Below are 25061 nucleotides of genomic sequence, written 5' to 3' on the forward strand. Positions count from 1 at the left end.
CTCTCGCTAAGGCGCGAAGTCGCCAAGTGAGACAATCACACTCCTTAGCGTCTTCGCGCCTTTGCGGGAGACCTATCGTTCAAGAGTCTTATGATGGAAATGGAAAAACTCGTCTCACTCTGCAAACGCCGCGGCTTTATGTTTCAGTCGAGCGAAATCTACGGCGGCATCAACGGCTTCTGGGACTACGGGCCGTTGGGCGTTGAGTTGAAGCGAAACATCAAGAACGCTTGGTGGCACGACATGGTCGCTGCCCATGACGAGCTCGCCACGCACGAAGGTGCCCCCAGCACATATGAAATGACCGGCCTCGACTGCACGATTATCATGCACCCGCAGGTCTGGAAATGCTCTGGCCATCACGACCTGTTCAGCGACATGATGGTTGATTGCAAGGAGACCAAGGGCCGTTATCGCTACGATCAACTCCGTGGTCGCTGGGTGACAGCCAAAGAGCAAAAGGTATTCGTCACGACCAAGGCTGAGGCCGAGGAAGAGGGCGAAGACCTCCAGCGTCGGGCGCTCAAGTTTTTCAATCTTCGCGGCAAAGATGCCGACCAACTAGCTTGGGAGGGAGAAACCGTTTCGCTGGAAACCATCAGCGACTTCGAGAACGTGCTTGCCCCCGAAGCGAAAGCCGTCGGCACGTTCACTGAACCACGCGAATTCAACCTGATGTTCAAAACCATCGTCGGTGCGATGGGAACCGAAGCAGACACGGCCTTCCTTCGCCCCGAAACGGCGCAGGGCATTTTCGTCAACTTCAAGAACGTCGTCGACAGCACACGTGTGAAGATTCCCTTTGGCATCGCCCAGGTCGGGAAGAGCTTCCGCAACGAGATCACGCCGCGGAACTTTACGTTCCGCTCGCGCGAGTTCGAGCAGATGGAGATCGAGTTCTTCTGTCATCCCGAGACGTCGCGCAAGTGGTACGAGTATTGGCGCGATCGGCGAATGAAATGGTACAAGGACTTGGGCCTCGCCGGCGAGCGGCTCCAACTGCGGGATCACGATCCCGATGAGCTGAGCCACTACAGCACCGGCACGGCAGACATTGAGTATGCGTTCCCGTTCTTGCCTGAGGGAGAATTTGGGGAGTTGGAAGGAATCGCCCACCGGGGGGACTTCGATCTGCGCAGCCACATGGAAGGGAAGCTCGACCCGAACACTTGCCCGCTTGAAGTCGAGAAGGGTGAGGATGGCAAGCCAAAGTATCGCGGCAGCGGCAAGGACCTGACCTATCGCGATCCGGAAACGAACGAGAAGTTCCTGCCGCACGTGATCGAACCGTCCGCTGGCGCTGATCGGGCGACCCTCGCGTTCCTATGCGAAGCGTACCAGGAAGACGAGCAACCCGACGACAAAGGAAAAATGCAAACCCGCACAGTCATGAAACTGCACCCACGGATCGCTCCGATCAAGGCGGCGGTCTTCCCGCTGGTGAAGAAGGAAGGCATGCCAGAAATCGCACGGGATGTTTATCGGGCCCTCAAAGCGAAGTTCCCCGCCACTTACGACGAAAAAGGGGCCGTGGGACGCCGCTATCGCCGCCAAGACGAAGCAGGCACGCCTTACTGCATCACGATCGACGGCGACACGCTCACCGACAAGACCGTGACGATTCGCGACCGCGACTCTTTAGAACAGTGGCGGGTGAAGCTCGATGATGTCGTTGAAGAAATCGCCGGGCGGGTTTCGTAGTATTTTGTGTCATTCCGACAGGTGTCTCAGCACCGGAGGAATCTGGCTTGCACTCTGGTTGAGTCAACTTGGCTTCAAACCGGATTCCTCGGTCGCTGGAAGCTCGGTCGGAATGACACTGTGGTTAGCTTACTAAGCCACACGGCGATAGTACGCACTGTCATACCCAGGACGTTGCTCCGTCGCGAACTGCAACGCGTCGAGTTGCCGATCAACACCGGCGAGCTGCCGGTTCAGTTGCCGGCTGTTCCGCCAGAGCCGACTGGCCATCCAGGCGAGCCCAACAATCAGGCCTCCCTCACCAGTCAGTGTCATGGCCAGCGCCTGATTCCACAGCCCCGGCTGTGTTGCAATCGTGCTGTAGATCAAAGCCACCAAGCCAACTGCTAAGGTCAGACCGCTAACCGCCAACAACGTGCTGAGCCACCAACCCGTTGGCGTCCGGTGCTGGGCGTAGGTGGCCAGGGGTTGAGCTTGTTTCGGCGGCGTCGAACGTCGGATCTCAAGCGGCTGACGAACGAGATCGAGCGCGGGGCTCAACTCCTCCGCGGCCACGGGAGACGTGGCCGACAGACGGCGACCAAGTTGCGCTAGTTCCGCCTGCACTTGCTTGCTATCGAAGACTTCGCGCAAAGGGACAATCTTCGGGGCGTCGAGTTCGGTGAGCTCGATTCCCGCATCCTCAAGTGAATCGCTCCCGCGCTTTTGACGCAGAGCGTCTGTCAGGACGAACTCGCAACGTGGACAGACTAAAGGGCCCGAGACCTGAGAAGCAATCGCGGGAACTTCTTGCTGGCAATGACGACACCACATACGCGAACAGCTCATGAGACGAAGAGAAAAGAACGCCAGAACGGTGCGTCCTCGTCTTGAGCGTATCGTCCACCAGCGGCGACAAACTTTAGCGATTCGGTGGAGTTTGCCGGGCAAGGTCGTAGGGTATCGCCGAGGAACGAGGCATACCGAACCCTCGCGCATGGTGTGCCTCGTACCTCGGCAATACCCTACGATGAAAGCAAAATCAGCGCTGAATCGTCACGCGAGAGCCGACCGAGAGAATGTCATACAGATCATTCACGTCAGGTTGCTTGAGCTTAATCGTCCGCGAGACGGGCTCACCGGCGACTTGGCTCGTTCCGGTCGCGGCACGTAGCACGGCAACCTGGCCGCCAACGGCTGACGGGTTGGAGAGCACGATGCTGCGTGACTCGCCTGATTCCCCTGGGCTTGCCGAGTACAGGCCGCCAGTTGGGGTGATCGGCTTCTGATCAACGAGCCAATTGCCATCCTCAACGGTCAAGCTCGGATCGACTTCGATCGCGAAGCGGCCCGCGTAGCGACGACCCAACATGAGGGTCAACTCGCGCGAGCTGATATCGATTTTCGCATTGAAAGGACCGGGAATCACTTTCAACTCTTGCCCGGTTTGCAAAGCGGCTGGCGAAGCCAAGCCGTTGATCTTCGCCAGCAACTGCCACGGCACGTCGTACTTGGCGGCGATCTGTTGGAGCGTCTCGCCAGCTTGCACGAGGTAAGGGGCTTCGAGGCGTGGCTCGCTGGAATAAATCACCGTCCCGGCAAGTTGCGACAGCAACTGGTTCACTTCGGCCGTTTCCTCGGGTGTGAGCGAAGGATCACCGTACCAGTCGGAGAGCAGCAAGAGGGCTTGCGACAACTCGCCACGATCCAAGGCGGCTTGGACGGCGGTACGTGTGGCACCGAACAGCGAAGTCTGTGGCGTCGGCGTCGTGGAAGGGGCTGGCTCGGTCGAAACAACGTTATTGCTAGGAGCCGGTTCGACCAAAGGAACTTCAGGATCGATACCGAGCGGCTTTTCTTCCTCTTGAATGATGATGCTTGGGGTCACCGTCATGACGGGTTCAGCCTGCTCTCCGCCAGTCATCGGCGAGTCAGCCATTTCCGTGGCGTCGCTTTCGACGCTAGGGACGGCAGGCATTGCAGGCAGCTCATTGGAACCCACGCTTGCGGAGGCATCCGCGGGTGGCGTCCAAGCGGGAGGTGCTTCGCTAGCCGCACCGGGATTGAAAGCCGGCGGAGGACCAGCAGGCGTTGTCGCACTAAAGGCAGGCGGACCCGCACCATCATTCATAGCGAAAGATCCCGCGGTCGACCCCGTCGCGAAAGCGTCGGCTCCCGGATCGTCGAGTTCCAGACCGGCTTCGATCTCAAAAGTCCCAACGCCCTCAGGAATAACCGGCTCAGTCTCGTTGATCTTGAGATACAAAAAGACGCCAACACAAACCAAGATGGTGATCGTCGCTAGGGGTCGAATAGAACTCACGGCTCGCATCTCCTGATGAGCATAATGTGTGACTCTTGGACCTGGGGCCCGGTTGCTATTGCGGCAGATCGTAGGAAAAGCGAGCGGGGGACGCTATGGCAGTTGTGCGGAAGTGGGAAGTGGGCAGTGGGCAGTGGGCAGTGGGCAGTGGGCAGTGGGCAGTTTGGATTCTGGTCGTCAGATTTGTTGCGCAAGGGGACAGCTTGAGAACTAGCAAATTTTCCGCAGAAGACCTTGGACTGCCCCCTGCCGACTGCCCACTTGTTTCCTGCTAAACTAAACAACTATGACCGACACTCCTAAAACTTCTTCGCTTCGCAAACGAATGGTTTACGTTCTACCGATCGCTGTGCTAGCGTTGCTAGCAACTGTCGCGGCCCAAATTGACGATTGGAGTCGTGATCTGACAACAAACTTCGCAGAGACTTCGGTCGCAGCAGAAGATCCACTGGATCGCCCACTTGCTGTCGTAGCAGAAGTCGAAGAGATCGAGCAAGCCATCCGCACATTCGTTGAAAATCAGCCTCGTTGGGAACTCAAGGGTTCGGATTCTTTGCCAAGTATTCGCTCGATTTTTCTGACGCGAAAAACCAAGTGGCTGAAGTTTACCGACGATGTGCAAGTCGACATTCACTACTCGCAAGAGCCAATACTCGTTGAAATCAGCAGCCAATCACGCGTTGGTAAAGGGGATTTAGGGCAGAATCCGCGGAATATTCGGGAGTTAAATCGAGCGTTGCGTGAGCAGCTTGATGTTGCGAAGTAATTTTTTGCTCGCGACGACAACTTGCGAGCACTTCTCCGGCAAGCTGTTAGCTTGCGGCTGCCTAGTCTGGAAAAAACGTTCGTGCCAATCCGCGCGATCCGTGACCAAAAATTTTGCCGCTATTAGTTCTCGCGCAAACCCTATGCGAACAAGCTTGTCAAGCAAAAATTTTTTGAGAGAAGTGTTTGTCAAGTTCACTTCCTGAAGAAACAGCCTTTGTCGTTGTTCGCCTTGCTAACTATAATGGAGACATCAGGCGGCTTACCTGAGGCACCATCTGACGAACTCAACTTGTCTTGTGTTCGTCAGGAAACGATAAAACCAAGCCCGCTTGGTGAAAGAAGGTTCGCGATGATTACCGTACGCCCCAAAGTGGCTGAGCTTAGCTACCAACTTCTTGGGCGGACGGTCCATCCTGAGCTTTTCCAGATTCATCAGTATCGTTCTGTGGAACGCAATGGCTATCAGGCGAAGGTCTGGATCACCAGCAGTGGCCACGTCGTCACCTGGCACTACGGCGACCTTGTCCTCACGGAGGTCGTTGGCTCAGCGGCTCAAGAAATGCCGGAACGTCGTCGCCTGAAGACCTACAAGATCGAAGGCGACCGCGTCGAAACTTTCCAGGCCACCGGCGGCATCACGCATGAGACGCGTTTCTCGTTAGAGCCTTCCGATCCCGGTCGATTTGCCGCCTATCAGAAAGAGTTAACTCTTCAAGCGACCCGCGCCGGCATGCTTCAGCGATTTGATGCGAGTGGACGCTTTGAAGACGGTGCCCTTAGCTACGTGAATGTCGATTCGCGAGACAAAGTCTTCCGCGTGCAGGCGTTTCACACGTTCCCTGCCGACTACGCGATGCTCAAAGTGCAATCGTGGTATCGGTTGCCGTAATAGCTGTCGGGTATGCCGAGGAACGAGGCATACCTCATATGAAGTCAAAGTGTCGAAAGGTCGAAGAGTCGAAGGGGAGCAATTTGGGTTTCTCTTCGACCGTTTGACCCTTCGACTATTCGACCGATTTCTTGGTATGCCTCGTGCCTCGGCGATACCCTACAAGCTCTTCAGAAACTGCTGCAGCGCTTCATTCACCGCTTCGGCATTCTCAAGCGTCGTCATGTGTCCGGCTTCGGGGATCTCCACGTATTCCGCGTTCGGTAACGCCTCAGCAATACCTCGCATTTCTTCGGGAGGGCTGATCGCGTCGTTCTCGCCACAGAGCACAAGTGCAGGGCAAGCTATGTCTTTGAGCTGATCGGTCACGTCCGGTCGCTCCGCCATGCCAAGCTGAGAAGCTGAGACCGCTAGTGGATTTTGGCGAAGGATCATCTCACGTACATCGTCACTGACCTTCGCTTCCTGTTTAGCAGCCGAGAGCAGCATCGAAAGCATTCCTGTGGCCTCTGAAGTGTCTTCAGCCGACTGCATCAGACGGGCCATCTTTTGACGTTTCTCGCGGGCTTCGTTGGAATCAGCGATCGCCCGTGTGTCGCAGGCAATGAGAGCCTTCAGACGCTCCGGGTAGTTCAGTGCGAATTGCCAGCCGACGTAGCCGCCCATTGAGAACCCCGCCAGGACGACCGGCTCGGTGACGCCTAGCTCGTCGAGCAAAGCAAGCACATCGTCAGTGTACTGACGCATCGACACGCCGGAAGTTGCATCACTGTCAGCGAGCGTCGACCGATTCTCTGGTGTCTGGCCATACCCTCGCAAGTTCGGAGCGATCACCTGATAGTCAGCCGCTAGCGCGTCGATCTGCGGTCGCCACATCTCCAGATCAAGCGGAAAGCCGTGCAGTAGAACGACTGGTGTGCCATCGCCTTGGACTTCGTAAGTGAGCGTAATATTATTGATTGTTGATCGCTGAATGTTAGTCATCTGGCTATCGTTGCTCCAAAGAAGGGCTGCGATTCTTGGTGCGCTGCTCGCGAATTCTTTCGGCTCTCTCCCTGGCCTCTTTCGACTTGGAATCCCTGGACTTTTCGGCCCTTTCGATCTTGTCTTCGCGAGGTATTGATGGTGAGGGAGCTGCAGGCTTCTTTCCACTCGCTTTCTCTTGCTCCAGCGCCTCTTCAAATTCTACCAACTGATTCTGCATCACCTGGACGTGGGGCATCTTCGCTACGGCTTCGCGTTGATACTTCACCGCTTTTTCGAATTCACCTGCTGAAAAGTAGCAGCGAGCCAGGGTATCAAGAAAACCGGCGTTCCCAGGGGAGTACTCCAATGACTTTTTGGAAAAGGCGATCGCCTTCTGGTAATCTCCCTCGGTATTCCCAATAAGCCATGCCCAGTGATTGTAAAGCCCGGGACTGTCGGGGTTGTCCCCGATCTGGGCAAGCAAACGTCGGCTCACCCTGCGGATGGTCGCCTTGGTGCGTTTGCGGAACTCTTCGTCCTCGCTCTTGGCGTGGTACATCGCGATCAGGATGTCGGGGTCGTCCTCGTAAGCGGTCACGGCCAGGGTCAACTGCTTGGCTTGGTTATCAGCATCTCCTAGCGCCCCGTAGTGACACGCTTGATACAAGTGTCGGCGGGCGTAATGGGCGGCGAGCGGTTCGTAGAAGTAGTAATCAGCTGCCAGTGCTTTCTTGAGCTTTGCTTTTGCGGGCGGATTCTTATCCAGCGCGTCACAACTGGCGGCAAGTAGCTCAGCCGCCTCGCGATCTTCTCCTCGGTCGTGGTGCCAATCGGCCAGATACCGCCGAGCCAACAAGGCGTTCTTGTCCACCACGGCAAATCCATCGACGACATACCGCCACTCGCGCTCCGCCCAAGCAAGCTTGCCGAACGTCTGCAGCAGGTAGCTTCCCAGCCGAACGCGCTGCTCATCGTCGTCGGCAATCAGTTCGCTGGCACGCAGTGCGGTTTCCTCAGAGAGCTCTGGCTTACCTTGTTTGTCGTAAGCTGCTGCCAAGTAGTAGATGAGCTTTCGCTCTTTGCGAATATCTTCTTCGTAACGAGTTTCAATCTGCTTCAGAACTTGCCACCGCTCGTTCTTGATGATCCAGTCCAAGACGTGCACCAACCCCTGCGTCGTTTCTCCCCGTCGGCCATCGATCAAAATCCATTGGCTAAGTTGCACATGGCGAACGAGTGACGCCGTGGTTTCGTCGACAAGTTCCAAACGATTGCAGAGCTTGAGCTCGTGCGCCAACAAAGAAAACGCGAGCCGTTGCCACTCCGTATCCTGAGAAATCCCTTCGCGTTCTAGCCGGTACATCTCGGCTTGGATGGCATGCTCCCACAAAGCAACTGCGGCTTTGGGAGTTTTCGCTTCAATGAGACTCGCCCGAACCCACTCGACGGGGGCTCGCTGACTCGAACCGCACTCACGCTCAATCTTTGAAGCTACCTGGAGGATCGCGTCGGCCTCAAGTCCGGCCAACTGCAGCGCTGCCTCGCGAGCCAAGCTTGGGGAGGAATCAAAGCGAGCAATCCTAGCCAGTGCCACCGCCCCGCGACCTTCGGATAAGAGGGCCAAGCGGTCGATCCGTTCGCCTCGCTCCGTCTCAGGTAACTCACTATAACGCGTTAGCAACTGGCGAACTTCAGCCGGATCGTCCTCACGCAGCCAATCGATTCGTAACTGATGCAGGATGTAATTGACTCGGGAAGAGATTTCCAAGTCTTCGTGATCGTCATTCTCCTTCAACTGGTCGAAGGCATCGTGGCCGAATTGCAAAAGCTTCTGCTCGGCTGCTTCTCGCCGGTGATACTCGTCGTCACCTAATTGGGCGATAAGTGCTTCGATTTCCTGCGCTTGCTCGGCAGGGCTCGTTTGGGCGTATCCGGTGGTGACGAGAACTTGACATGCAGCCGTGAGCAAGAGTGCAAGTAGAGGCAGCAAGGATCGGACGGAAGGTGGCATGGCTGTTGTTCAGTAATCGGATTCGATCGCATCTACCCCGAAGGGGTTTCGCACCATAGCCCAGGGTTGGTCAATAGCGAGCCCCAGCGAGCTTCGACCTACCCTGGGTAAACGATCAAACGTCAAAGGCGACCGAGCAAAAAGGTCGGACTACCAGCGGAACATTGACGAGGTCGCAAAGAGCTGAGGTTAACCGTTTTCATTTCGACCTCGATCTCGTTTCTCGGTACGCATGCCCTTAAGCTCGGTCGATTCTTGTTGGAACCTTCTCACCCAGGGTGGCGACCACACTCGCTGGGGCTCGTGATGGTCTTACCCTGGGCTATGGGATGGAACCGCTTCGCGGTATTGTTGGAAACTCTCGTCTAATTGATATTACGCGATAATGAACAAGCTAATCGCTAACGGATAACGGCTAAACGCTAACAGCTACCGCCCGCTTTCCATTTCTTCGATATAGCGTCGTAACCGCTCGAGTTCGTCGGTCACGCTACTCAGCTTCAGCATGTTTTGCACGCGTTTGAGCAACGAGATCTTATCGACCGGTTTGGAGAGGAAGTCGTCAGTTCCCGAGTTGACTCCTCGTTCCATGTCGCCTAACTCGTTCAGCGCCGTGACCATCAGCACCATAATGTCGCGAGTTTGAGCGTCTTCTTTGAGTCGTTCGCACACCTCAAAGCCGCTGAGCTTTGGCATCATTACGTCAAGCAGGATGAGATCAGGCTTGAACGCGGCCACTTTTTCGAGCGTATCCTCGCCATCAACGGCGACCTCCGTCTCGACGTCGAGCTCGCCAAGATAGGCGAGCATCAGCTCGACGTTGGCTTCATTGTCGTCAGCGATAAGTATGCGATGTTTGTCTGCCATGGTTTGTTTTGAACCGCCAAGGACGCCAAGAGCGCTAAGGGGTTGATGGTTAGTGGTTAGGTTGTGTAAACGATGCGCTTGATGCCACCGTCTTTAAGTCTTGTTGTGTTGAAGTTGATAAGTAGACCGAGCTGTTTGCTTGTCGCTCTCAGGTAATTGATAACCTGTGCTTCGTGGATCGGGTGGAACGACTCAACAGCTTTTAGCTCTACGATTAATTCGTTGCCAACAAGAAAGTCCAGTCGCGCTTCTCCGACGGGCTCGCCTTTGTATTGTAACGCTATCGGCGCTTCACGCTGAAAGGAAATTCCCCTTCTTCTAAACTCAATCGCTAAGGCTTGCTGATAAACACTTTCAAGAAATCCGGCACCGAGATGCTTATGAACTTCAATGGCAGCTCCAATCGTCTGACTAGCAAGGTCATCAACCGCTGGGTCAGGCTCTTCCATCCTCGATTCTTTCAGCAATCTGGCCTTGGCGCTCTTGGTGTCCTTGGCGGTTCCAAACTAAACGGCTGCTGACTCAATTGCTGCCGCGGGCACTGGGAACTGGCTGCACAAATCGCTCACCTGTCCGCGGACTGTTTGCAACACGCCGTCGTCTTCGGGATTGGACAAAGCTTGCAGGATCCAGCCGCCTACGGACTTCATCTCGGCTTCGCCCATCCCACGGGTGGTGAGCGCCGGCGTGCCAATGCGGATACCTGAGGGATCCATCGGTTGTCGCTGGTCGTAGGGGATCATATTCATATTGACGGTAATGCCGCAGGCGTCGAGCGTCGTTTCGGCCTGCTTGCCGCCGATGCCCAGCGGCGTCACGTCGACCAACATCAAGTGGTTTTCGGTACCGCCACTGACCAAGTTTAAACCACCGGCGATCAGCGTTTCAGCAAGTGTCTTCGCGTTGTCGATCACTTGCTGGCCGTAGAGCTTAAACTCTGGCTTGAGCGCCTCGCCAAAGCAAACCGCCTTGCCAGCAATCACGTGCATCAACGGGCCGCCCTGCAATCCGGGGAAGACCCGGCTGTTGAGCTTCTTGGCGTATTCCTTTTTCGCCAGCACCAAACCACCGCGGGGACCGCGGAGCGTTTTATGCGTGGTGGTCGTCACGAAGTCTGCCACGGGCACCGGATTATCATGCAAGCCGGCAGCGACCAACCCCGCGTAGTGGGCCATATCGACCATCAGTTTCGCACCGACGTCTTCAGCAATCTCCGCAAACTTGGCGTGCGGAATCTCACGAGGATAGGCGCTCGCCCCTGCGACAATCAACTTCGGCTTGTGTTCTTTTGCTAGAGCCGCGACTTGATCGAAGTCGATGCGATGGTCGTCTTCTCGGACTCCGTAGTTAACAAAGTTGTAAAGCATCCCGGAGATGTTCAACTTCATCCCGTGTGTGAGATGCCCACCGTGAGCCAGATCGAGCCCTAGGACCGTATCCCCTGGTTCGAGTGCCGCCAGGTAGATCGCCATGTTGGCTTGCGAACCCGAGTGCGGCTGGACATTGGCGAAGTCTGCACCAAAGAGTTCTTTCGCTCGATCACGGGCCAGCGTTTCGACCACGTCCACATGCTCGCAGCCACCGTAGTAACGCCGCCCTGGATAGCCTTCGGCATATTTGTTCGTGAGGACGCCCCCAGCGGCCTGCATAACAGCAGGACTGGTGTAGTTCTCACTGGCGATCATCTCCAGCCCGTCCTGCTGTCGCTCGATTTCATTGGCAACGGCCGACCAGACTTCTGGGTCACTGTCTTCTAGAAAGTTAGGCATGTGTTCAATTGGAAATGAAGGAATTTGTCTTTTCGGTAACGGTAAGGCCCTGAACGCTACCCCGAAGGGGTTTCATCCCATAGCCCAGGGTAAGATCGTCCGAGCCTAAGCGAGGAGGATCGCCACCCTGGGTAATAGTTTACTCCCAAAGGAGCGACCGAGCGATCAGGCATGATTACCGGCGGCACGTGAACGAGGTCGCAACGAGCCGAGGCAAACCTTACACATTTCGACCTCGATGAAGCTTTACAGTACTCATGGCTTGCTGCTCGGTCGATGTTCGCTGATCTCCGCTAACCCAGGGTACGATCACACTCGCTGGGGCTCGTGATGATCGAACCCTGGGCTATGGGATGAAACCCCTTCGGGGTAGGCCTGTCGCAATAACATCTAACCTAGCGTATGCCATATCATTCATTGTCGAAGTCGAGCCCAAGAGTGTCAATCGGGCAGCGGTTGCGATGCCCTACTTGGGAGAGATCGTAACCGTTGCATTCCCCTCATTATCCACAAGCCTGCCAGCGTGATCGTTAATGCGAAGATAGAGTACGCTGTCGGACTCCGGCTCGAGCAGGCCGCCGAGGCCTACGGCCAAGGGACGCGTAAACGTTGCCCGCTCGGTCCCACTCTTCCCCACTGCGACACTTCCTTCGACGGGTACGAGCGCTGCCAGCAGTCTCCCAAGCGGTTGTCCTTCGTGGTACTCCAGCGTGATGCCCCCTGGCTCGCAAGGCCACGGAGTCGGAGGCTCCGTCGAGCGGTCGAGCGCGATGCGGTATCTCCCGGTCGCCTCTAGTTGGTACTTTTTGCCCGCAGCGAGCTGCCAGCCGGTTGATTGCCATCCCCGATCGGACGCAACTTTTATCGTTGCATGAGAAGGTTCGGGGGACGTCGTCTTCACTTCATCGATTCTCATCCGCTGATGATCGTAGCCATAGTCCATGGTCGAGACCATCGCGAGCCACTGGATTTCTAAGTCACGCCACTTTCGCTGTCCGATCCCACGATAGAAGCGTCGATTGAATCGGCGGCCCCCATCAGGAGCAAAGTCCAGCCCCCGACGCATCGCGTGGAATTGCTTTTGAAATCTCACATCGTTATCCAACAACCAACAGAGGGCCCAACTCCAGGCGTAGTGCTGCGTGTCGAGTGGACGGCGGTTGTCGATACGCAACACATCCACCAACCCGTAAGACTTGTCCGCCTTCACCGCATCGTTGATGAGTTTGATCCGCCCCCACATCGGGAAGTTCTTGCGCGCGTCGGGCATCACTGCAAGCTCAAGAGGCTGTTCTTTATTCTCCGGATGCCAACGGTGCGTCCCTAACAGTTCCGCAAGTCCCTCCATGTGCCAACCTGGGCCCGCACCGCCCAAATGCGCTAGCATGAAGGCGTGTGTCCCTTCATGCAGCAACAAGTGGCGGCGATAGTAGTCGCTCGGCTGTTCGACCAACCACAACTCGCGGTCGTGGGCGAAGCCGTTGAGAAAGTTACGATTGTCTGTCGGGAGCAGGCCGAGTTCGGCAAACTTCTCGCGGTCGCCGATCAAAAACGCTTGCACGCGCCATGTGGCAATCTTCTCTTCCGCCACGCCGAAGTACTGACACCAAAGTGGTACTGCGGCATCAAACGCTGCGGGAAGCTCGTCGATGCTTTCGCTTGAAGGCAGGTCTGTGAATAGCCGCAGGTATTTGCCGCGAAGCTCGCGAATGCCCTGGCTTTCGGTCGCGGCGCGATCGCTTTTGTGCGGGGGTGGAAGTTGGCCGTTAGTGACACCTCCGAGCAGCACGAAGTTCAAGAATAAAAAAATGAGAGTTCGCATCGTTATTGTTTGTCAACGAATGTAACGAATCTGCCGGACTTATCTCTACCGCCCCCGGAGCAGCTTCTCCAACTGGCGATTGATTTCATCCCCAATCACGGCACCGGCTGCGTTTTGAATCAAGTCGGTGATTACCCGGTCGTCAATTTTCCAGCGAGTCAGTGTCCCTCGGACAGGGATTCGTAGCTTCTGGCCGGCGAGTGAACGGAAATACTTGCTGCCGCGGACCCACTTTTCTTGCACGGGCACTTCGAGATCGAGGTGCAACTGTTCGTCGAAGCTGACCCAGCCGGTGCTTTTCACGGGCACATCGTCAACGAGAAATTGCATCTCGCGGTGATAGACTTTTCCGTCAACCACCCGGAGGTCGATCGGTTGCTCTTGCATAGTGATCCCGTTACCGGCGGGGACGTTGCCGTCGGCGGGAATTTCGCGACCACGGGCGAGCAAATTGATTTGCCGCAGCAGGTCGATCATCGGTTTAGTCGTTTCGCCGGGCAGCACGGCCAGCCGATGAATCGTCAGACGGCCCCCAAGATCGCTTCGCTTTGGCGTATCCAGCGGGATACGTGCCCCCTCAAGATCGAGAGAGAACTCTCCCTCAGCTCGCGCAGCTCCCGCTAGAAACGGAGCAGCGTACTTGAGTAATGAGTCACTCACCTTTTCAGATACAGCCACCCGAGTGATGACCGGCCCCTTTGGTAATTGCAGAACCCGCGGCGGCGGATCCAACACCACTTGTGGCTTCGCCGTAAATCGCCCCTGACCGACCTTTAAATCAATTGGCTTGAACTGCAGTTGCCCGTCTCGCAAGTCGGCTTCTAGCAACGCAGGTCCGAACGGTAAGCCATAGAGATCAGCCGCTTGCCAGCCGGTGTTGGCAACGACTTGCCAGCGTCGCGACCAATCGACTTCCTCGACGTTCGCAGGATTCAGCACGCCAACAAACTGAACGCGTGATTGATTGGCTCCTTGGAGCTTCGCACCGGGACCCAACTTTTCCTCAATCAGCTTGTCGAGCGCGGCTGCGTCGTAAGCGAGCGTCAAGTCGCCCTGCAACCTTTGTGTGGTGGTTGCTTCCTCGACAACTGTCGTGCCGGATGCTTGGATGGTTTGTCCGATGACTTTTAAGGGGCTAAGCCGCAAGCGGTCGATGGCTTGTTGGTAGGCGATACGGCCTGAGAGCTCCAGCTTTGGCTCGTTCCATAACACTTTGGGGCGACCGTAGCCTGCACCGGCCGCCTGCTCGACGGCAACCAAGTCAAGATTCTTTACCGTGCACGTTACGTCTGCTGCCGCTTCGTCGGCTCGACTGTCGAGCGTGAGGTCACCTTGAGCGATTCCACGGGGCCATGTCGAGTCTCCGCTCCGCATACCACCGAGATCTGCCAAGCGCTCAAGATCCACCGTGTAAGCGATTCGTCCCTGAGCAACCGGCGGCGTGTCCGCAGCAAGTTGCACAGCGAGATTTTGGCTGCGAAACGCTACAGTGCTAGAAGTAAACTGCAATGCACGTGAGTCCAGTGAACGGCTCGCCGCTTGCCAGCGCAGATCGCCAACCAGTTTGGCAAGCGGTTCGTTGAAACGAACTTCACCCCACTTACCACGAAGGTCTTCGACCTCCAGATTGACGTTCGACATGCTCAGCAGCCCGTCAGCAACCACGAGCTGAGCATCGAGAGTCGTCGCGCCGTTCAACTCCTCGGGAATTCCTTCCACCCAAGGGCGCAGGCGACCAGCCCAACGCGTGAGTGGTCCGCGACCTTTCAGATGCAGTTCGGTAAAGCTCCCATCGGCAGCACCAGCGGGCTGAAGTTCCAACGGCTTGAGCAGTTCGACCGTAAAGATGTCGCTCACGCCCTGCATCGTTAGCGTGGCACTCGCAAGCTGCTTCAGCTCGTAGTTCTGATGTTGCCCGCTGGTCTGAACATCAAGGTGCAACCGATCGTCTTCCCAGACTTGCGTTCCTTCGTGCCGAACATCCACCTGTTCGAGATCAGCAAGCAACGTGGCGAGGAAACCGTTCTCTCCCGTTTCTCTAACTGTCAGCTTCCCGCTGCCAGTCCCACGCAGTTGCCAAGCGGAAAGATCAACAAACTGCCCGAGCTGATCGGCAAGTTGTGCAAGGTCAAAACGGAAGTTCCCATCGGCCCCTTCCGCGACGGCATCCAGCTTGGCCGAAGCAAACGGCGAGCGAAACGTCACGGTATTTAACCGCGCCGCTTGCGGCTTAGCCGCCGAGGTTTCTCCAGCGGCTAAGCCACGAGCGGCCACCAGCTCAGCATACGCTTTCACCGGCTGATCCCAACGAATCTCGCGCTGTCCATCAGTCCCTCTGAGGTCGCGAACTTCTGCATCCACATCCCAACTTCGCCCTGACGCTCCATTCAAGCTTCGCGCTGTCACTTGCACGGTCCCTGAATCCACCTGCACACCGCGACGCACTTGCAAGGTTCTGGGGAGCTGCCGAGTCAAGGAAACCAAGTCCACTGAGCCGGTGATCGTCGCCGGCTCACTAGGCAGCTGCTCCAAACTCAGACGACGGAGTTCGTTGATATTGAAATTGCCTTTCACATCACCATTGAACCAATCGCTGACCATCTGAAGCTGTTCAACAGCAATCCGTTCACCGGCTGCGGAGAGCTTGGTATCGATCGAAGCTTGATTGAGTTGCAACACGTCGCCCGCAAGCGCGTCGGCGGTGAACTTTGCTCGTGAAAAATCAATCCGGCCGCGCGTCTCCAAAGCGGTGAATGCTTCTGGGTCGTCTGCTGGAGGTAATTGCCAGTTGACACTTATATCGGAAGCCGCATCGCCCGTGATTCGCGCCCCCGGAGCGACCCGTGCGAGCCACGGCTCGAGCGGCTCCAATGGCAGCTGCTGTGAGACGAGCCGTAGCTCCTGTCGTCCCCCGCCTGGCGACTTGACTTGGACTTCGATCTTCCCGGGCTGAGAAGCGAGCGCCGCATCGGCGGATACCATCTGCACGTTTGCTATGCCGTCGGCCACCCAAGTTCCCGCGGCTGTGTCCGTCATGGCGGTCAGGTTCAGCCCGTGCAGGTTCCACTGCTGGCTAGTCGCCACGTCGCGCGCGGCCAAGCCGCCTTCGGTGATTTCTAATTTGAGATTGATCTCCACAGGCTTAGGCTGAATCGCGACGTCGGCTTGCTCTTCCGCGTCCTTCTTCTGCCCGCGAAGTCGGGCGAGTGCCGCCTCCCAGTTGCTTCCCTCGGGGGAGGTCATCAGATTGATTGCTGGGCGGACGATCTTGATCGTTCCCAAGTCGCGTCGGTTGGCGATCAGCGAAGTCAGCGAACGATCGAGCGAAACGCTTTCCGCCTCGAACAGCGGATTCCCCTCCGCGTCCAGCCATCGAACATTCCTGAGCGTCTGCCCGCCGGTCCAGCCGAGGCTAGCACTCTCCGTCGTCACACTGCCTGCCCCTTCCGGCAACGCACGGGCAATGACTTCATCGCGCAACGGCGTATTGGCAACAATCGTCGGCAGCGCCGCAGCTAAACCGACGAGCGCTAGGAGAAGCAAAACCAAGAACCGTCGTCGCTTCCGCTTCCCTCGCGCATGCCGTGACGGGCCGAGTTCTAGAGGTTCTGAAGCAGAAGTCTTCCGGCGACGAGCCATGCGCGGACCTTCACCCTAGGGGGCGACACTTGAGAGAACGGGGCAATTGCGAATTCTAGGGGCCTAGCAAATCCAAGACCAGAGAACTGCAATCCGAGTGCTAGCACGATCCGGCAAGCGTGTGACCCGTTTTCTCTTCAAGTAGGGCGAGGAATCGCTCGACATCTGCCGCGGGAACCTTGAGTCGCAGGTCACCGTCGTAGCGACGGAGGAGGAAGGTGTCGGGGTGCTTGGTACGCTTGATGCCGCGGATGTAGGCCCAGGGGATGGGCTGACCCAGGCCGATGAGTGACACATCACTTAGAGCAACGGGCTTTCTCCATTCGAACGCGAAACTTACTAGATGGCTGCTCATAAAAATGCCGTAGAACGCTAAAGCAACCACAGAGAAAAGTCCCCATCCTCCCGGTGGCGGACTTTCTTCTAACGCCGCACCTAGTGTTAACATGATTGGAAAGAACAAAAACCAACCAAGCTTTAACACTCGTCTTGCGCGAGACCCTGGTAGGCTTCCCTTCACTAGCAAACAGGTATCGCGATACTTCACCACAAAGTTTCGACGCTTTGCTAGTGCTTGTAATGTTGAGGGGACAGCAAAAACTAGAGCACTCGCCCACAGAATTGCCAAACTTATTTGCCCGTCAATCTTCAATTCGCGCACAAGTGGCGCGAGAACTGAACAAAGTACTGCCGCTACCACCATGCCAATCAGAAGCGAGCGAGTGCTGTAACGCACGGAGTAATCCGCGAGTTGCTCACTCGCCGATTCGTGTTGTGCTTCTTCAGCATCCGCCATGCAAATTAATCCCGTAGGGATGCCCTTATGCCAGCCCAGGGTGGAGCCCCGCGCAACCCTGGGAAACTAACCCTGGGTAATTAACCCTGGGTAATTAACCCTGGGAAACGGGTCGGCCCAAAAAAATCAAACAGCCCCAACGGGGCGACCCTAATCCCACACATACCGCTCATCCAATTCAATTCCGTGCCGCTCACACAACTGACGAAACTCGTCTTGGTAGGTCATTGTCTGATGATGTTCTTCCTGCCGGACAATGTACTTTTTCACGGCTGGTGCATTCGATTCGCTCACGGAAAACGCACCGTATCCACTTTGCCATTGAAACTCGCTGAGGCTCGGACTTTGTTTCTTGATCCACTTGGCCGTTTCTGTCTTCGCTTTCTTCACCACGTCCATGATGGCAACTTTGCGAGAGAGTTGGCAAAGAATATGCACGTGATCTTTCACGCCGCCGATCAAGAGCGGTGGCGAGTCAACTTCGTCACGCAGAATCGTCGCTTTATAGGCGTAGAGTTGCTCTCGCAAGTCAGCACTCTCGAGCCAGGGCGTGCGGTGTTTCGTACTATAGACGAAATGAACCAGAACCTTGGCTAGCGATTGCGGCATAATTCAAGGAGATAAGGTCGCCCCGTTGGGGCTTTCGTGGTTATGGGGCGATTGATACCCGGGGTTTCGCAAGGTTCGCTGTTGCTCACCATTGCTCCACCCCGGGCTGACCTAGGATCGCCACTTCGTGGCTATTCTGGCACGGCTGAACGTGCGAGGCAAGTTTCCTGGACCAATCCCAAAGGGATGCCTCTAAGCAAGCCCAGGGTGGAGCCCCGCGCAACCCTAGGTAACTGTCACCCAGCCCCAACGCCTCACCGCTAGGCATTGGGTTCCTTTCGCTGGCAGCGCAATCCCACTCAGGATAAATTGATCAAGGCGCACCACTCCTGATTCAACCTGGAGCCCTGTCGATGAAAAATTCTGTCCGCTATTTCACTCTGCTCTACCTTCTGCTGCTGACTTTTTCGGTTGCGATCTCCGCTGATCGCTGTCTCGCTCAAGGCAATCCATTTGAGGACTCTTCAGACAACCCCTTTGGTGGCCCCTTCGACGATCCTTTTTCCGGCGAAACCCAAGCCCAAAAGGATTACATGCGTCGACAACAAGAAGCGGAAGAAAAACGGGAGCGTGAAAAGGACGCGAAAATCGCTGCGCTGCGTAAGGAACAAGACATCGCCAAGCTGAAAGCGATGTTGGAGGAATCTTACGAACACATCAACCAACTCAAGCGTGAAATCCACGAACGCCATTATGAATTGGACAGGCTTCAACAGGAACACGACGAAGTGCGCGTTGATGGTGAACGCATGCGTGAAACGCTGGGGCGAGACGTCGAGGAGATGACCAACTTATTCGCAGAAGCACAGTCGATTCAGCGACAGCTTATCAAGCGTCTGCTCAGTGCCAAGCATCCTGAGGCGACGCTTGCCACGCTGAACTTTCTATCACGCTGGGGGCAAGTCAATCGCGATGCCAATGCGAGGCCTCACCCGTTGGATAAGGAAACCATCCGACTCCTCGACGCGCTGGCCGACTCTGAGGACCGTCAGATACGTCAACTCGCACGAGATGCTCTCGTGCAGCATTCGCCGGCGGTGGCCAATCGGATGGGATTCCAGGAGGCCCACGGCTATTGGCTGCCGGTCACAACTTCCGAAACCAAAGACATTCAGGTCTCGAACGACTCTGTTCGCGCGCGTTTGAATAGCAAGATTCTCATCGACTTTATCGAGATACCCTTGGAAGATGCCCTGGAATACATCGGCGACTTCTGCGACGTCGAAATTCGTCTGCCGGAGCCACTCCGTAAAGACCCAAGCCACGAAGACTTCGACGAGCAACTGCTCACCTACGAATCGGATGAGGGAACCGCGCGTGCGGCACTTGAAGAGTTGCTCGGCCAGCTTGATCTCACTTATTGCATTGAAGGCAACAGCGTGAAGATCATTTCGACCGACGACCCCAAGACAACCGTCAGGCTCACCTACAACATCCGCGGACTCCTAACCGACGAGATCGACATGAAGAAGATCGAACAGTTGCTCATCGATCAATTCACCAAGGAGGGCAAAGTCGAAGAAAAGATCGAAGTCCGCGAGCCGGGCACCGTGATTCAAACCATCGACAAACACCGACTCGTGGTGACGGCCAGCGAGTCGACGCAGCATGAAGTCTCGGTGTTACTAGGTTCGTTGGTACGGTGAGACTGTGCTTTGATTGAATTCAGGGGCACGCTGCTGAGTAGGCTTGCATCGCCATCCAACTAGAAGCGTTCTGTTGATTGCCTCGGCGTTTCACACTTGGGTAGGATAGCCAGGAATCCTAGGACGCAAATGAGGGTCACTCCTTTGTACTTAAGGATAAGCGAACAGTGCCGCCCTGTCGTTGTGACCAGGGGGGCGGGTCTCGCCTAAGCCGTTGTGCGATGGACTGGAAAGTTCGAGCTGAGGGATCACAATGGGACCTATGACTATAAACTGCCCACTACCTACCGTTCTCGTTGCCCTCCTTTCGTCTTTCGCCCCGATTGGAGCACATGCGGCTGAAGAGTTAGCGATTAGCAATCGCCATCTCTCAGCGATCTTTGATCAAGGAGCCGGCGTTCTCACGATCCTCTCCAAAGATACCGACACGACGTTCATCCGGGACAAGCTGAGTTCGCGAGAGCCGTCTTCGGCGAGAGTGGTCGAGATAGAACACGCTGTGTTCGGGGCTGGCGAAGCGATTGAGTTGACCTACGCCAACGGGCGCGTTGATCAGATAGCGGCCTACGAAGATGTCGAATTCCTGTTCCTCCGGCCAACGCTTGCCAACACTAGCGACCGGACCATCAACCTCAAGGAGGTCGATCTTCTCGATACCGCGCTCAGCCTGGGCAAACCTGTCGGTTCACTCAAGGCGCTAGGCACGGCTGGCTTGACCGCTGTCGACGGTCAAACCGGAAGCTATATGTTCCTGGCGTTGGCTGATCCCGCGACCAATCACGGCGTCGTTGGGGCATGGCTGTCTTCTGACCGGGGCAGCGGGATTGTGTTCAGCGGAAAACAGCAAGACCAAGCGACCCTCAGGGCCCGGATCGACTACGGTCGCCTTCGTATTGCTCCTGGGGAACAGGCAGAAGGTGAGACGTTTGTCATCGGCCACTTCAAGGACGCCCGGCGAGGACTTGAGGAGTACGCCGATCTGGTCGCTCAGAACTACGGCATCAAACTGCGGCCTCAACCCGCAGGCTACTGCACTTGGTACAGCAATCCGCATGGCGGCGCCTGCGACCAAGAACGCATCATCGAGATAGCAAAAACCGCCGCGCAGGAGCTCAAACCCTACGGCTTCGACTTAGTGCAAATCGATGATGGGTGGCAGGATGGAAAGGAACGCAACGGACCCGCCAAGGTATTCGAAAGGGTTAAACCTGAAGGCCAATACTCAGATGGCATGAAACCGGTTGCCGATCAAATTACCGACCTGGGCCTCACCGCCGGCATCTGGTGGATGCCGTTCGCGGGCGACCGACGTGCCCCCTACTTCGCAGACAAGCAACCGTGGTTTACGAAGAAAGCCGACGGTACGCCGTACCATACTCCTTGGGGCGGCACGGCGCTCGACCTGACGAATCCTCGGGTTCGCGACTTCGTCGGTTTCCTGAGCAATCGCATGGCCAACGAGTGGGGCTACAAGTACTTTAAGATGGACGGCCTGTGGATGGGCACATCGACCAAGCAGGCCTATATCAACAACGGCTACCGCGAGGATGACGAACTCGGCGTCCCGGGCGTTCATGATCCGAACATCACGCCGATCGAGGCCTACCGCCTCGGCTTGAAACAGGTCCGCGACTCCGCCGGCGACGACGTCTTCTTCTTGGGATGCAACGTTTCGCAGAACATGCGTTCGTTTGGTGCGACCTACGGCTTGGTCGACGCCATGCGGGTAGGGCCCGACAACGGGGCCAAGTGGGACCGACTGGTCCGCGGCCCCTGGCACAGCTCAAACCGGTACTTCCTCCACCGACGCGTCTGGTACAACGACCCCGACCCGCTGTACATCCGAGCGAGCGTGCCGTTGCACCATGCCAGGCTTATCTGCTCCTGGATCGCCGTCTCGGGCCACCTATCGGTCTGCAGCGAATGGCTCCCGGAACTTCCGGAGGAGCGCGTCGACATGCTCCGCCGCACGCTGCCGAGCCACGACGCCTTTGCTCGGCCAGTCGACATCTTCGAAAACCCGCTCGCCAAGATCTGGCTGCTGCAGGACGACCGCTCGGGGGTCTTGCGCAATGTCATTGGACTCTACAACTGGAGCGACAAGCAAAGCGAGCGAATCGACTACGACCTTGCCAAGCTGGGACTCGATCCCACGAAGCAGTACGTCGGCTTCGACTACTGGAGCAATGAGTTCTTGTCGCCTTTCACCGCCAAGCTCGCTGCCGAACTTGAGCCTGCTACTTGTCGCGTCTTGGCGCTCCGCGAACTTACCGATCACCCTGTGCTTGTCTCGACATCCAGGCATATCACGCAAGGCATCGTCGACGTAGTTCATGAGAAGTGGAATCGGCAAGAACGCACCCTCTCTGGGACCAGCAGACTCGTCGGCGGCGATCCGTACGAATTAAGATTTGCTCTACCCGCATCGAGCACTTCTTGGAAGCTGGCCTCGTTCGAAGTGGCTTCAGACACGGTGACGGTCGTGTCCGAAACGCAGAAGGGCTCGTTTCTGCGGGTGGGACTGTCTACAGAGCAAAGCAGGGAAATTGAATGGACTGCCCATTTCTCTCCCGAGTAACCAGCCCATAGCTCGCGCTTCGTACGTCAAATCCAACCCCGGGTAGAGATCGTGCCCAAGGAGGTGGTCTTTCTACACGAAAGCGTAAGAACTGAGGTACGCAGTTCGTGCATAAGGTGGCATCGTCCTTACGCTCAAAAGGCGTTTGCCCAATTGCGTTCAGCTTCATCGGCCGACGCACGAAACTGACTTTCATCTGCCGTGCCGCTCGCTTTCGAAATCCCTTCCCCGGCGAAATTGGCCACCAGCCCTGGTAAAATTGAGTCCCGTATTGTCACTGCGGCTTCACCTGATCAATCGACGACCGCGTCAATCGACGTAAGTCGCAATGGCGAAACGGCCTGAGGAAGACTTCTGCAAAGCAAAAGTCGAGAGGCCGCGGGAGTTGCTATCGTGTAAGACATTTGCTGGCAAGCGTTTCGTCGTCGTCTGCGATACGAACGTCTGGGACTTTTGCACAGTGAAACCGCGTTTCCGTGCAAAAAGCAGAAATCGAGCCTGAACGACTTACGACGATTGCGCGCATCGTAGCCCTGTCGCTCCGCGACAGGAACCGCGAAAGCTGTGCAGTGCTTCTGATCCGGAAAAGGAATGTAGCGTGTCGAACGGTCCTGGCTTTGCTACCGCGGAGCGGTAGGGCTACATGTACCGACTATTTCACCCGCCCCAGGGCATGGTACAATCACCGATTCGTCCCAACCACAACGCCCTCAGCCATTACGAAAGCCCCCGCCATGCCCCTCTCTGCTCTCCCTGAACTTACTCTCTCCAACAGCGCTATGTCTGTGCTGGAAGCGGCGGAAAAGGCGGGCCGTTTGCATCTGGCCGGCAGCGTCGAGGAGTTGGTCCAACTTGCCACGCCTGATGCCTCGCTGGGCCTCGGGGAAGTCGCCCCCGATGGTCGTTACACGGTTGGTTACGACGTCGATGGCAAGTTCCGCCCCGAAGTCGAGGTCTGCCAAATCAAGAACGGCGTCGCCGCCAACTATCTCGAAGCGTACATGCGTCGTCGCGACCCGAACTGCATGGTCGTGGGCGATGATACCGTCACTGATAAGCCGACCTACCAGGAGCGGTTCAACGAGCCATTCAACGACTTACGCGAAGCAACGCTTGACTGGCTCCGCGAGCAACCGATCGCGGCATTCTTCTTTCGCACCGGTTTACCGGATAAGCCGCTCAACGCGGTGGCGATTGCTCCGGCCAATGCAGGCTTCTTTGCTTTGGGCCTAGCCATGCTGCAAGGCATCGTGCCTTTGGATGAAGTGAAGGCCGAAGGGGCGAACTACAACCATGAAGCGGTTCTCTACATCGCCCCGCCGTTTCGCCACACGAAGTTCGATGGCAAGCAGGTAGTCGTTCATAACCGCCGCTTCGAGCAAGAAAACGACTTCAATCTCCACGAGTTGTTCTCCTATAACCTTTACCCCGGTCCTTCGGCGAAGAAGGGCGTCTACGGAATGTTGCTCACCCTGGGTGAGCGCGATGAGGAACCTTGGACGACGGCGCATTGCTCGACGGTTGAAGTCGTCACGCCGTATGAAAACTCGACCGTGATTATGCACGAGGGGGCTTCGGGTGGCGGCAAGAGCGAAATGCTCGAACACATGCACCGCGAACGCGACGGTACACTGCTGTTGGGCACCAACACCATCACCGGCGACACACGCAAGCTCACCATGCCCCGGGGTTGCGATCTACGTCCCGTGACCGACGACATGGCCCTCTGCCATTCCGCTTTGCAACATCACGACGGCCCGCAGAAGAAACTCACGCTAATCGACGCGGAAAACGCTTGGTTCGTGCGTGTGAACCATATCGACCATTACGGCATCGATCCACAGCTTGAACGGCTGACCATCGACCCGCCTGGTCCGCTGCTGTTCTTGAACATTGATGCGCAGCCCGCTTCAACGGCGCTCATCTGGGAACACAAAATGGACGACCCCGAGACGCCCTGTCCGAATCCACGGGTCGTCGTTCCTCGCAAATTCGTTCCAAACGTCGTGAGCGAACCGGTAACGGTCGACATCCGCAGTTTCGGCGTCCGTTGTCCTCCCTGCACCGCCGAGAAGCCGACCTACGGCATCCTCGGCCTGTTCCATGTCTTGCCGCCATCCCTAGCTTGGCTCTGGCGTTTGGTTGCCCCGCGAGGTCACGGTAATCCTTCGATCGTCGATCAAGGCGGCATGCAATCAGAAGGCGTCGGCTCGTTCTGGCCGTTTGCTACCGGGCGGAAAGTCGATCAGGCGAACATCCTGCTCGACCAAATCATGGACACGTCGAGTACGCAATTCGTGCTGATCCCCAACCAGCACGTCGGCTGTTGGAAAGTCGGCTTCGCTCCGCAATGGGTCACCCGCGAGTACCTCGCCCGCCGGGGTGCCACGCCATTCAAGACCGAGGACCTCAAAGCAAGCCGCTGCCCACTGTTGGGTTACAACAAAGAGACGATCCAAGTCGAAGGCCAGACGATCGGCAGTTGGTTCATGGATGTCGCCAACCAACCCGAAGTCGGCGAAGCCGCTTACGACGCTGGGGCAAAACTGCTGACCGACTTCTTCCACCAGCAGGTGAAAGAGTTCCTCGTCGACGACCTCGACCCGCACGGACGGAAGATCATCCAGGCGTGCCTGGACGGGGCATCGGCGGAGGATTATGTGGGGCTGGGAAGTTAATCGGCCACCGAATCTACCGA

General features: G+C 56.7%; 17 protein-coding genes. 6 read left to right on the forward strand and 11 right to left on the reverse strand.

Annotation, left to right across the window (positions count from 1 at the left end):
- Positions 1-99: 99 nt before the first annotated feature.
- The gene (locus RIB44_15030; protein ID MEQ8617885.1) at positions 100-1701 is read left to right on the forward strand and encodes a glycine--tRNA ligase; all 1602 of its coding nucleotides are present in this window, start codon (positions 100-102) and stop codon (positions 1699-1701) included.
- 132 nt (positions 1702-1833) lie between these two features.
- Here RIB44_15030 and RIB44_15035 read toward each other — a convergent pair whose 3' ends face one another.
- Positions 1834-2529 (reverse strand): hypothetical protein, encoded by a 696-nt coding sequence (locus RIB44_15035; protein ID MEQ8617886.1) that lies wholly within the window; start codon positions 2527-2529, stop codon positions 1834-1836.
- 193 nt (positions 2530-2722) lie between these two features.
- Positions 2723-4003: a LysM peptidoglycan-binding domain-containing protein gene (locus tag RIB44_15040; protein MEQ8617887.1), complete on the reverse strand. Its 1281-nt coding sequence runs from the start codon at positions 4001-4003 to the stop codon at positions 2723-2725.
- A gap of 286 nt (positions 4004-4289) precedes the next feature.
- Here RIB44_15040 and RIB44_15045 point away from each other — a divergent pair, with 286 nt between their 5' ends.
- Both RIB44_15045 and RIB44_15050 read left to right on the forward strand, forming a co-directional pair.
- Positions 4290-4769 carry a DUF1499 domain-containing protein gene (locus RIB44_15045; GenBank protein ID MEQ8617888.1) on the forward strand — a complete coding sequence of 160 codons (480 nt, stop codon included), beginning with the start codon at positions 4290-4292 and terminating at the stop codon, positions 4767-4769.
- Between the two features lie 351 nt (positions 4770-5120).
- Positions 5121-5660 (forward strand): DUF2617 family protein, encoded by a 540-nt coding sequence (locus RIB44_15050; protein MEQ8617889.1) that lies wholly within the window; start codon positions 5121-5123, stop codon positions 5658-5660.
- Positions 5661-5819: 159 nt separating this feature from the next.
- On the opposite strand, the gene RIB44_15055 is transcribed toward RIB44_15050, so the two are convergent.
- The 9 genes from RIB44_15055 to RIB44_15095 form a co-directional block, all read right to left on the reverse strand.
- Positions 5820-6644 carry an alpha/beta hydrolase gene (locus RIB44_15055; GenBank protein ID MEQ8617890.1) on the reverse strand — a complete coding sequence of 275 codons (825 nt, stop codon included), beginning with the start codon at positions 6642-6644 and terminating at the stop codon, positions 5820-5822.
- A gap of 4 nt (positions 6645-6648) precedes the next feature.
- Entirely contained in the window at positions 6649-8637 is a 1989-nt protein-coding gene (locus RIB44_15060; protein MEQ8617891.1) for a tetratricopeptide repeat protein, read from the reverse strand.
- Between the two features lie 429 nt (positions 8638-9066).
- Complete coding sequence (locus RIB44_15065) at positions 9067-9504, reverse strand: response regulator (protein ID MEQ8617892.1); 438 nt, start codon at positions 9502-9504, stop codon at positions 9067-9069.
- A gap of 56 nt (positions 9505-9560) precedes the next feature.
- On the reverse strand, positions 9561-9953 hold the full coding sequence (locus tag RIB44_15070) for a GxxExxY protein (GenBank protein MEQ8617893.1): 393 nt from the start codon (positions 9951-9953) through the stop codon (positions 9561-9563).
- 57 nt (positions 9954-10010) lie between these two features.
- Positions 10011-11273 carry a serine hydroxymethyltransferase gene (glyA, locus tag RIB44_15075; protein MEQ8617894.1) on the reverse strand — a complete coding sequence of 421 codons (1263 nt, stop codon included), beginning with the start codon at positions 11271-11273 and terminating at the stop codon, positions 10011-10013.
- Positions 11274-11739: 466 nt separating this feature from the next.
- Positions 11740-13095, reverse strand: coding sequence for a hypothetical protein (locus tag RIB44_15080; protein MEQ8617895.1), 1356 nt, complete (start codon positions 13093-13095; stop codon positions 11740-11742).
- 45 nt (positions 13096-13140) lie between these two features.
- On the reverse strand, positions 13141-16734 hold the full coding sequence (locus RIB44_15085; GenBank protein MEQ8617896.1) for a hypothetical protein: 3594 nt from the start codon (positions 16732-16734) through the stop codon (positions 13141-13143).
- 100 nt (positions 16735-16834) lie between these two features.
- A complete protein-coding gene (locus RIB44_15090) occupies positions 16835-17530 on the reverse strand; it encodes a hypothetical protein (protein ID MEQ8617897.1) in 696 nt (231 codons plus the stop codon).
- Positions 17531-17680: 150 nt separating this feature from the next.
- On the reverse strand, positions 17681-18139 hold the full coding sequence (locus RIB44_15095) for a transposase (GenBank protein MEQ8617898.1): 459 nt from the start codon (positions 18137-18139) through the stop codon (positions 17681-17683).
- Positions 18140-18492: 353 nt separating this feature from the next.
- On the opposite strand from RIB44_15095, the gene RIB44_15100 reads away from it, so the two are divergent.
- The 3 genes from RIB44_15100 (at position 18493) to RIB44_15110 (ending at position 25041) form a co-directional block, all read left to right on the forward strand.
- Positions 18493-19785, forward strand: a complete 1293-nt coding sequence (locus RIB44_15100) for a hypothetical protein (GenBank protein MEQ8617899.1) — start codon at positions 18493-18495, stop codon at positions 19783-19785.
- 262 nt (positions 19786-20047) lie between these two features.
- Positions 20048-22363: an alpha-galactosidase gene (locus tag RIB44_15105; protein ID MEQ8617900.1), complete on the forward strand. Its 2316-nt coding sequence runs from the start codon at positions 20048-20050 to the stop codon at positions 22361-22363.
- A 734-nt stretch (positions 22364-23097) separates the two neighbouring features.
- Entirely contained in the window at positions 23098-25041 is a 1944-nt protein-coding gene (locus RIB44_15110; protein MEQ8617901.1) for a DUF4914 family protein, read from the forward strand.
- The last annotated feature ends 20 nt before the right edge of the window (positions 25042-25061 follow it).

Source organism: Lacipirellulaceae bacterium (assembly GCA_040218535.1).
In the GTDB taxonomy this organism is placed as follows: Bacteria; Planctomycetota; Planctomycetia; order Pirellulales; family Lacipirellulaceae; genus Adhaeretor.

Bases quoted from the DNA above. Each gene is read 5' to 3' on its own strand.
- RIB44_15055 (MEQ8617890.1), bottom strand. From the start codon at position 6,644: ATGACTAACATTCAGCGATCAACAATCAATAATATTACGCTCACTTAC.
- RIB44_15105 (MEQ8617900.1), top strand. From the start codon at position 20,048: ATGACTATAAACTGCCCACTACCTACCGTTCTCGTTGCCCTCCTTTCG.
- RIB44_15085 (MEQ8617896.1), bottom strand. From the start codon at position 16,734: ATGGCTCGTCGCCGGAAGACTTCTGCTTCAGAACCTCTAGAACTCGGC.
- RIB44_15060 (MEQ8617891.1), bottom strand. From the start codon at position 8,637: ATGCCACCTTCCGTCCGATCCTTGCTGCCTCTACTTGCACTCTTGCTC.
- RIB44_15035 (MEQ8617886.1), bottom strand. From the start codon at position 2,529: ATGAGCTGTTCGCGTATGTGGTGTCGTCATTGCCAGCAAGAAGTTCCC.
- RIB44_15070 (MEQ8617893.1), bottom strand. From the start codon at position 9,953: ATGGAAGAGCCTGACCCAGCGGTTGATGACCTTGCTAGTCAGACGATT.
- glyA (MEQ8617894.1), bottom strand. From the start codon at position 11,273: ATGCCTAACTTTCTAGAAGACAGTGACCCAGAAGTCTGGTCGGCCGTT.
- RIB44_15050 (MEQ8617889.1), top strand. From the start codon at position 5,121: ATGATTACCGTACGCCCCAAAGTGGCTGAGCTTAGCTACCAACTTCTT.
- RIB44_15110 (MEQ8617901.1), top strand. From the start codon at position 23,098: ATGCCCCTCTCTGCTCTCCCTGAACTTACTCTCTCCAACAGCGCTATG.
- RIB44_15030 (MEQ8617885.1), top strand. From the start codon at position 100: ATGGAAAAACTCGTCTCACTCTGCAAACGCCGCGGCTTTATGTTTCAG.
- RIB44_15065 (MEQ8617892.1), bottom strand. From the start codon at position 9,504: ATGGCAGACAAACATCGCATACTTATCGCTGACGACAATGAAGCCAAC.
- RIB44_15045 (MEQ8617888.1), top strand. From the start codon at position 4,290: ATGACCGACACTCCTAAAACTTCTTCGCTTCGCAAACGAATGGTTTAC.
- RIB44_15090 (MEQ8617897.1), bottom strand. From the start codon at position 17,530: ATGGCGGATGCTGAAGAAGCACAACACGAATCGGCGAGTGAGCAACTC.
- RIB44_15095 (MEQ8617898.1), bottom strand. From the start codon at position 18,139: ATGCCGCAATCGCTAGCCAAGGTTCTGGTTCATTTCGTCTATAGTACG.
- RIB44_15100 (MEQ8617899.1), top strand. From the start codon at position 18,493: ATGAAAAATTCTGTCCGCTATTTCACTCTGCTCTACCTTCTGCTGCTG.
- RIB44_15080 (MEQ8617895.1), bottom strand. From the start codon at position 13,095: ATGCGAACTCTCATTTTTTTATTCTTGAACTTCGTGCTGCTCGGAGGT.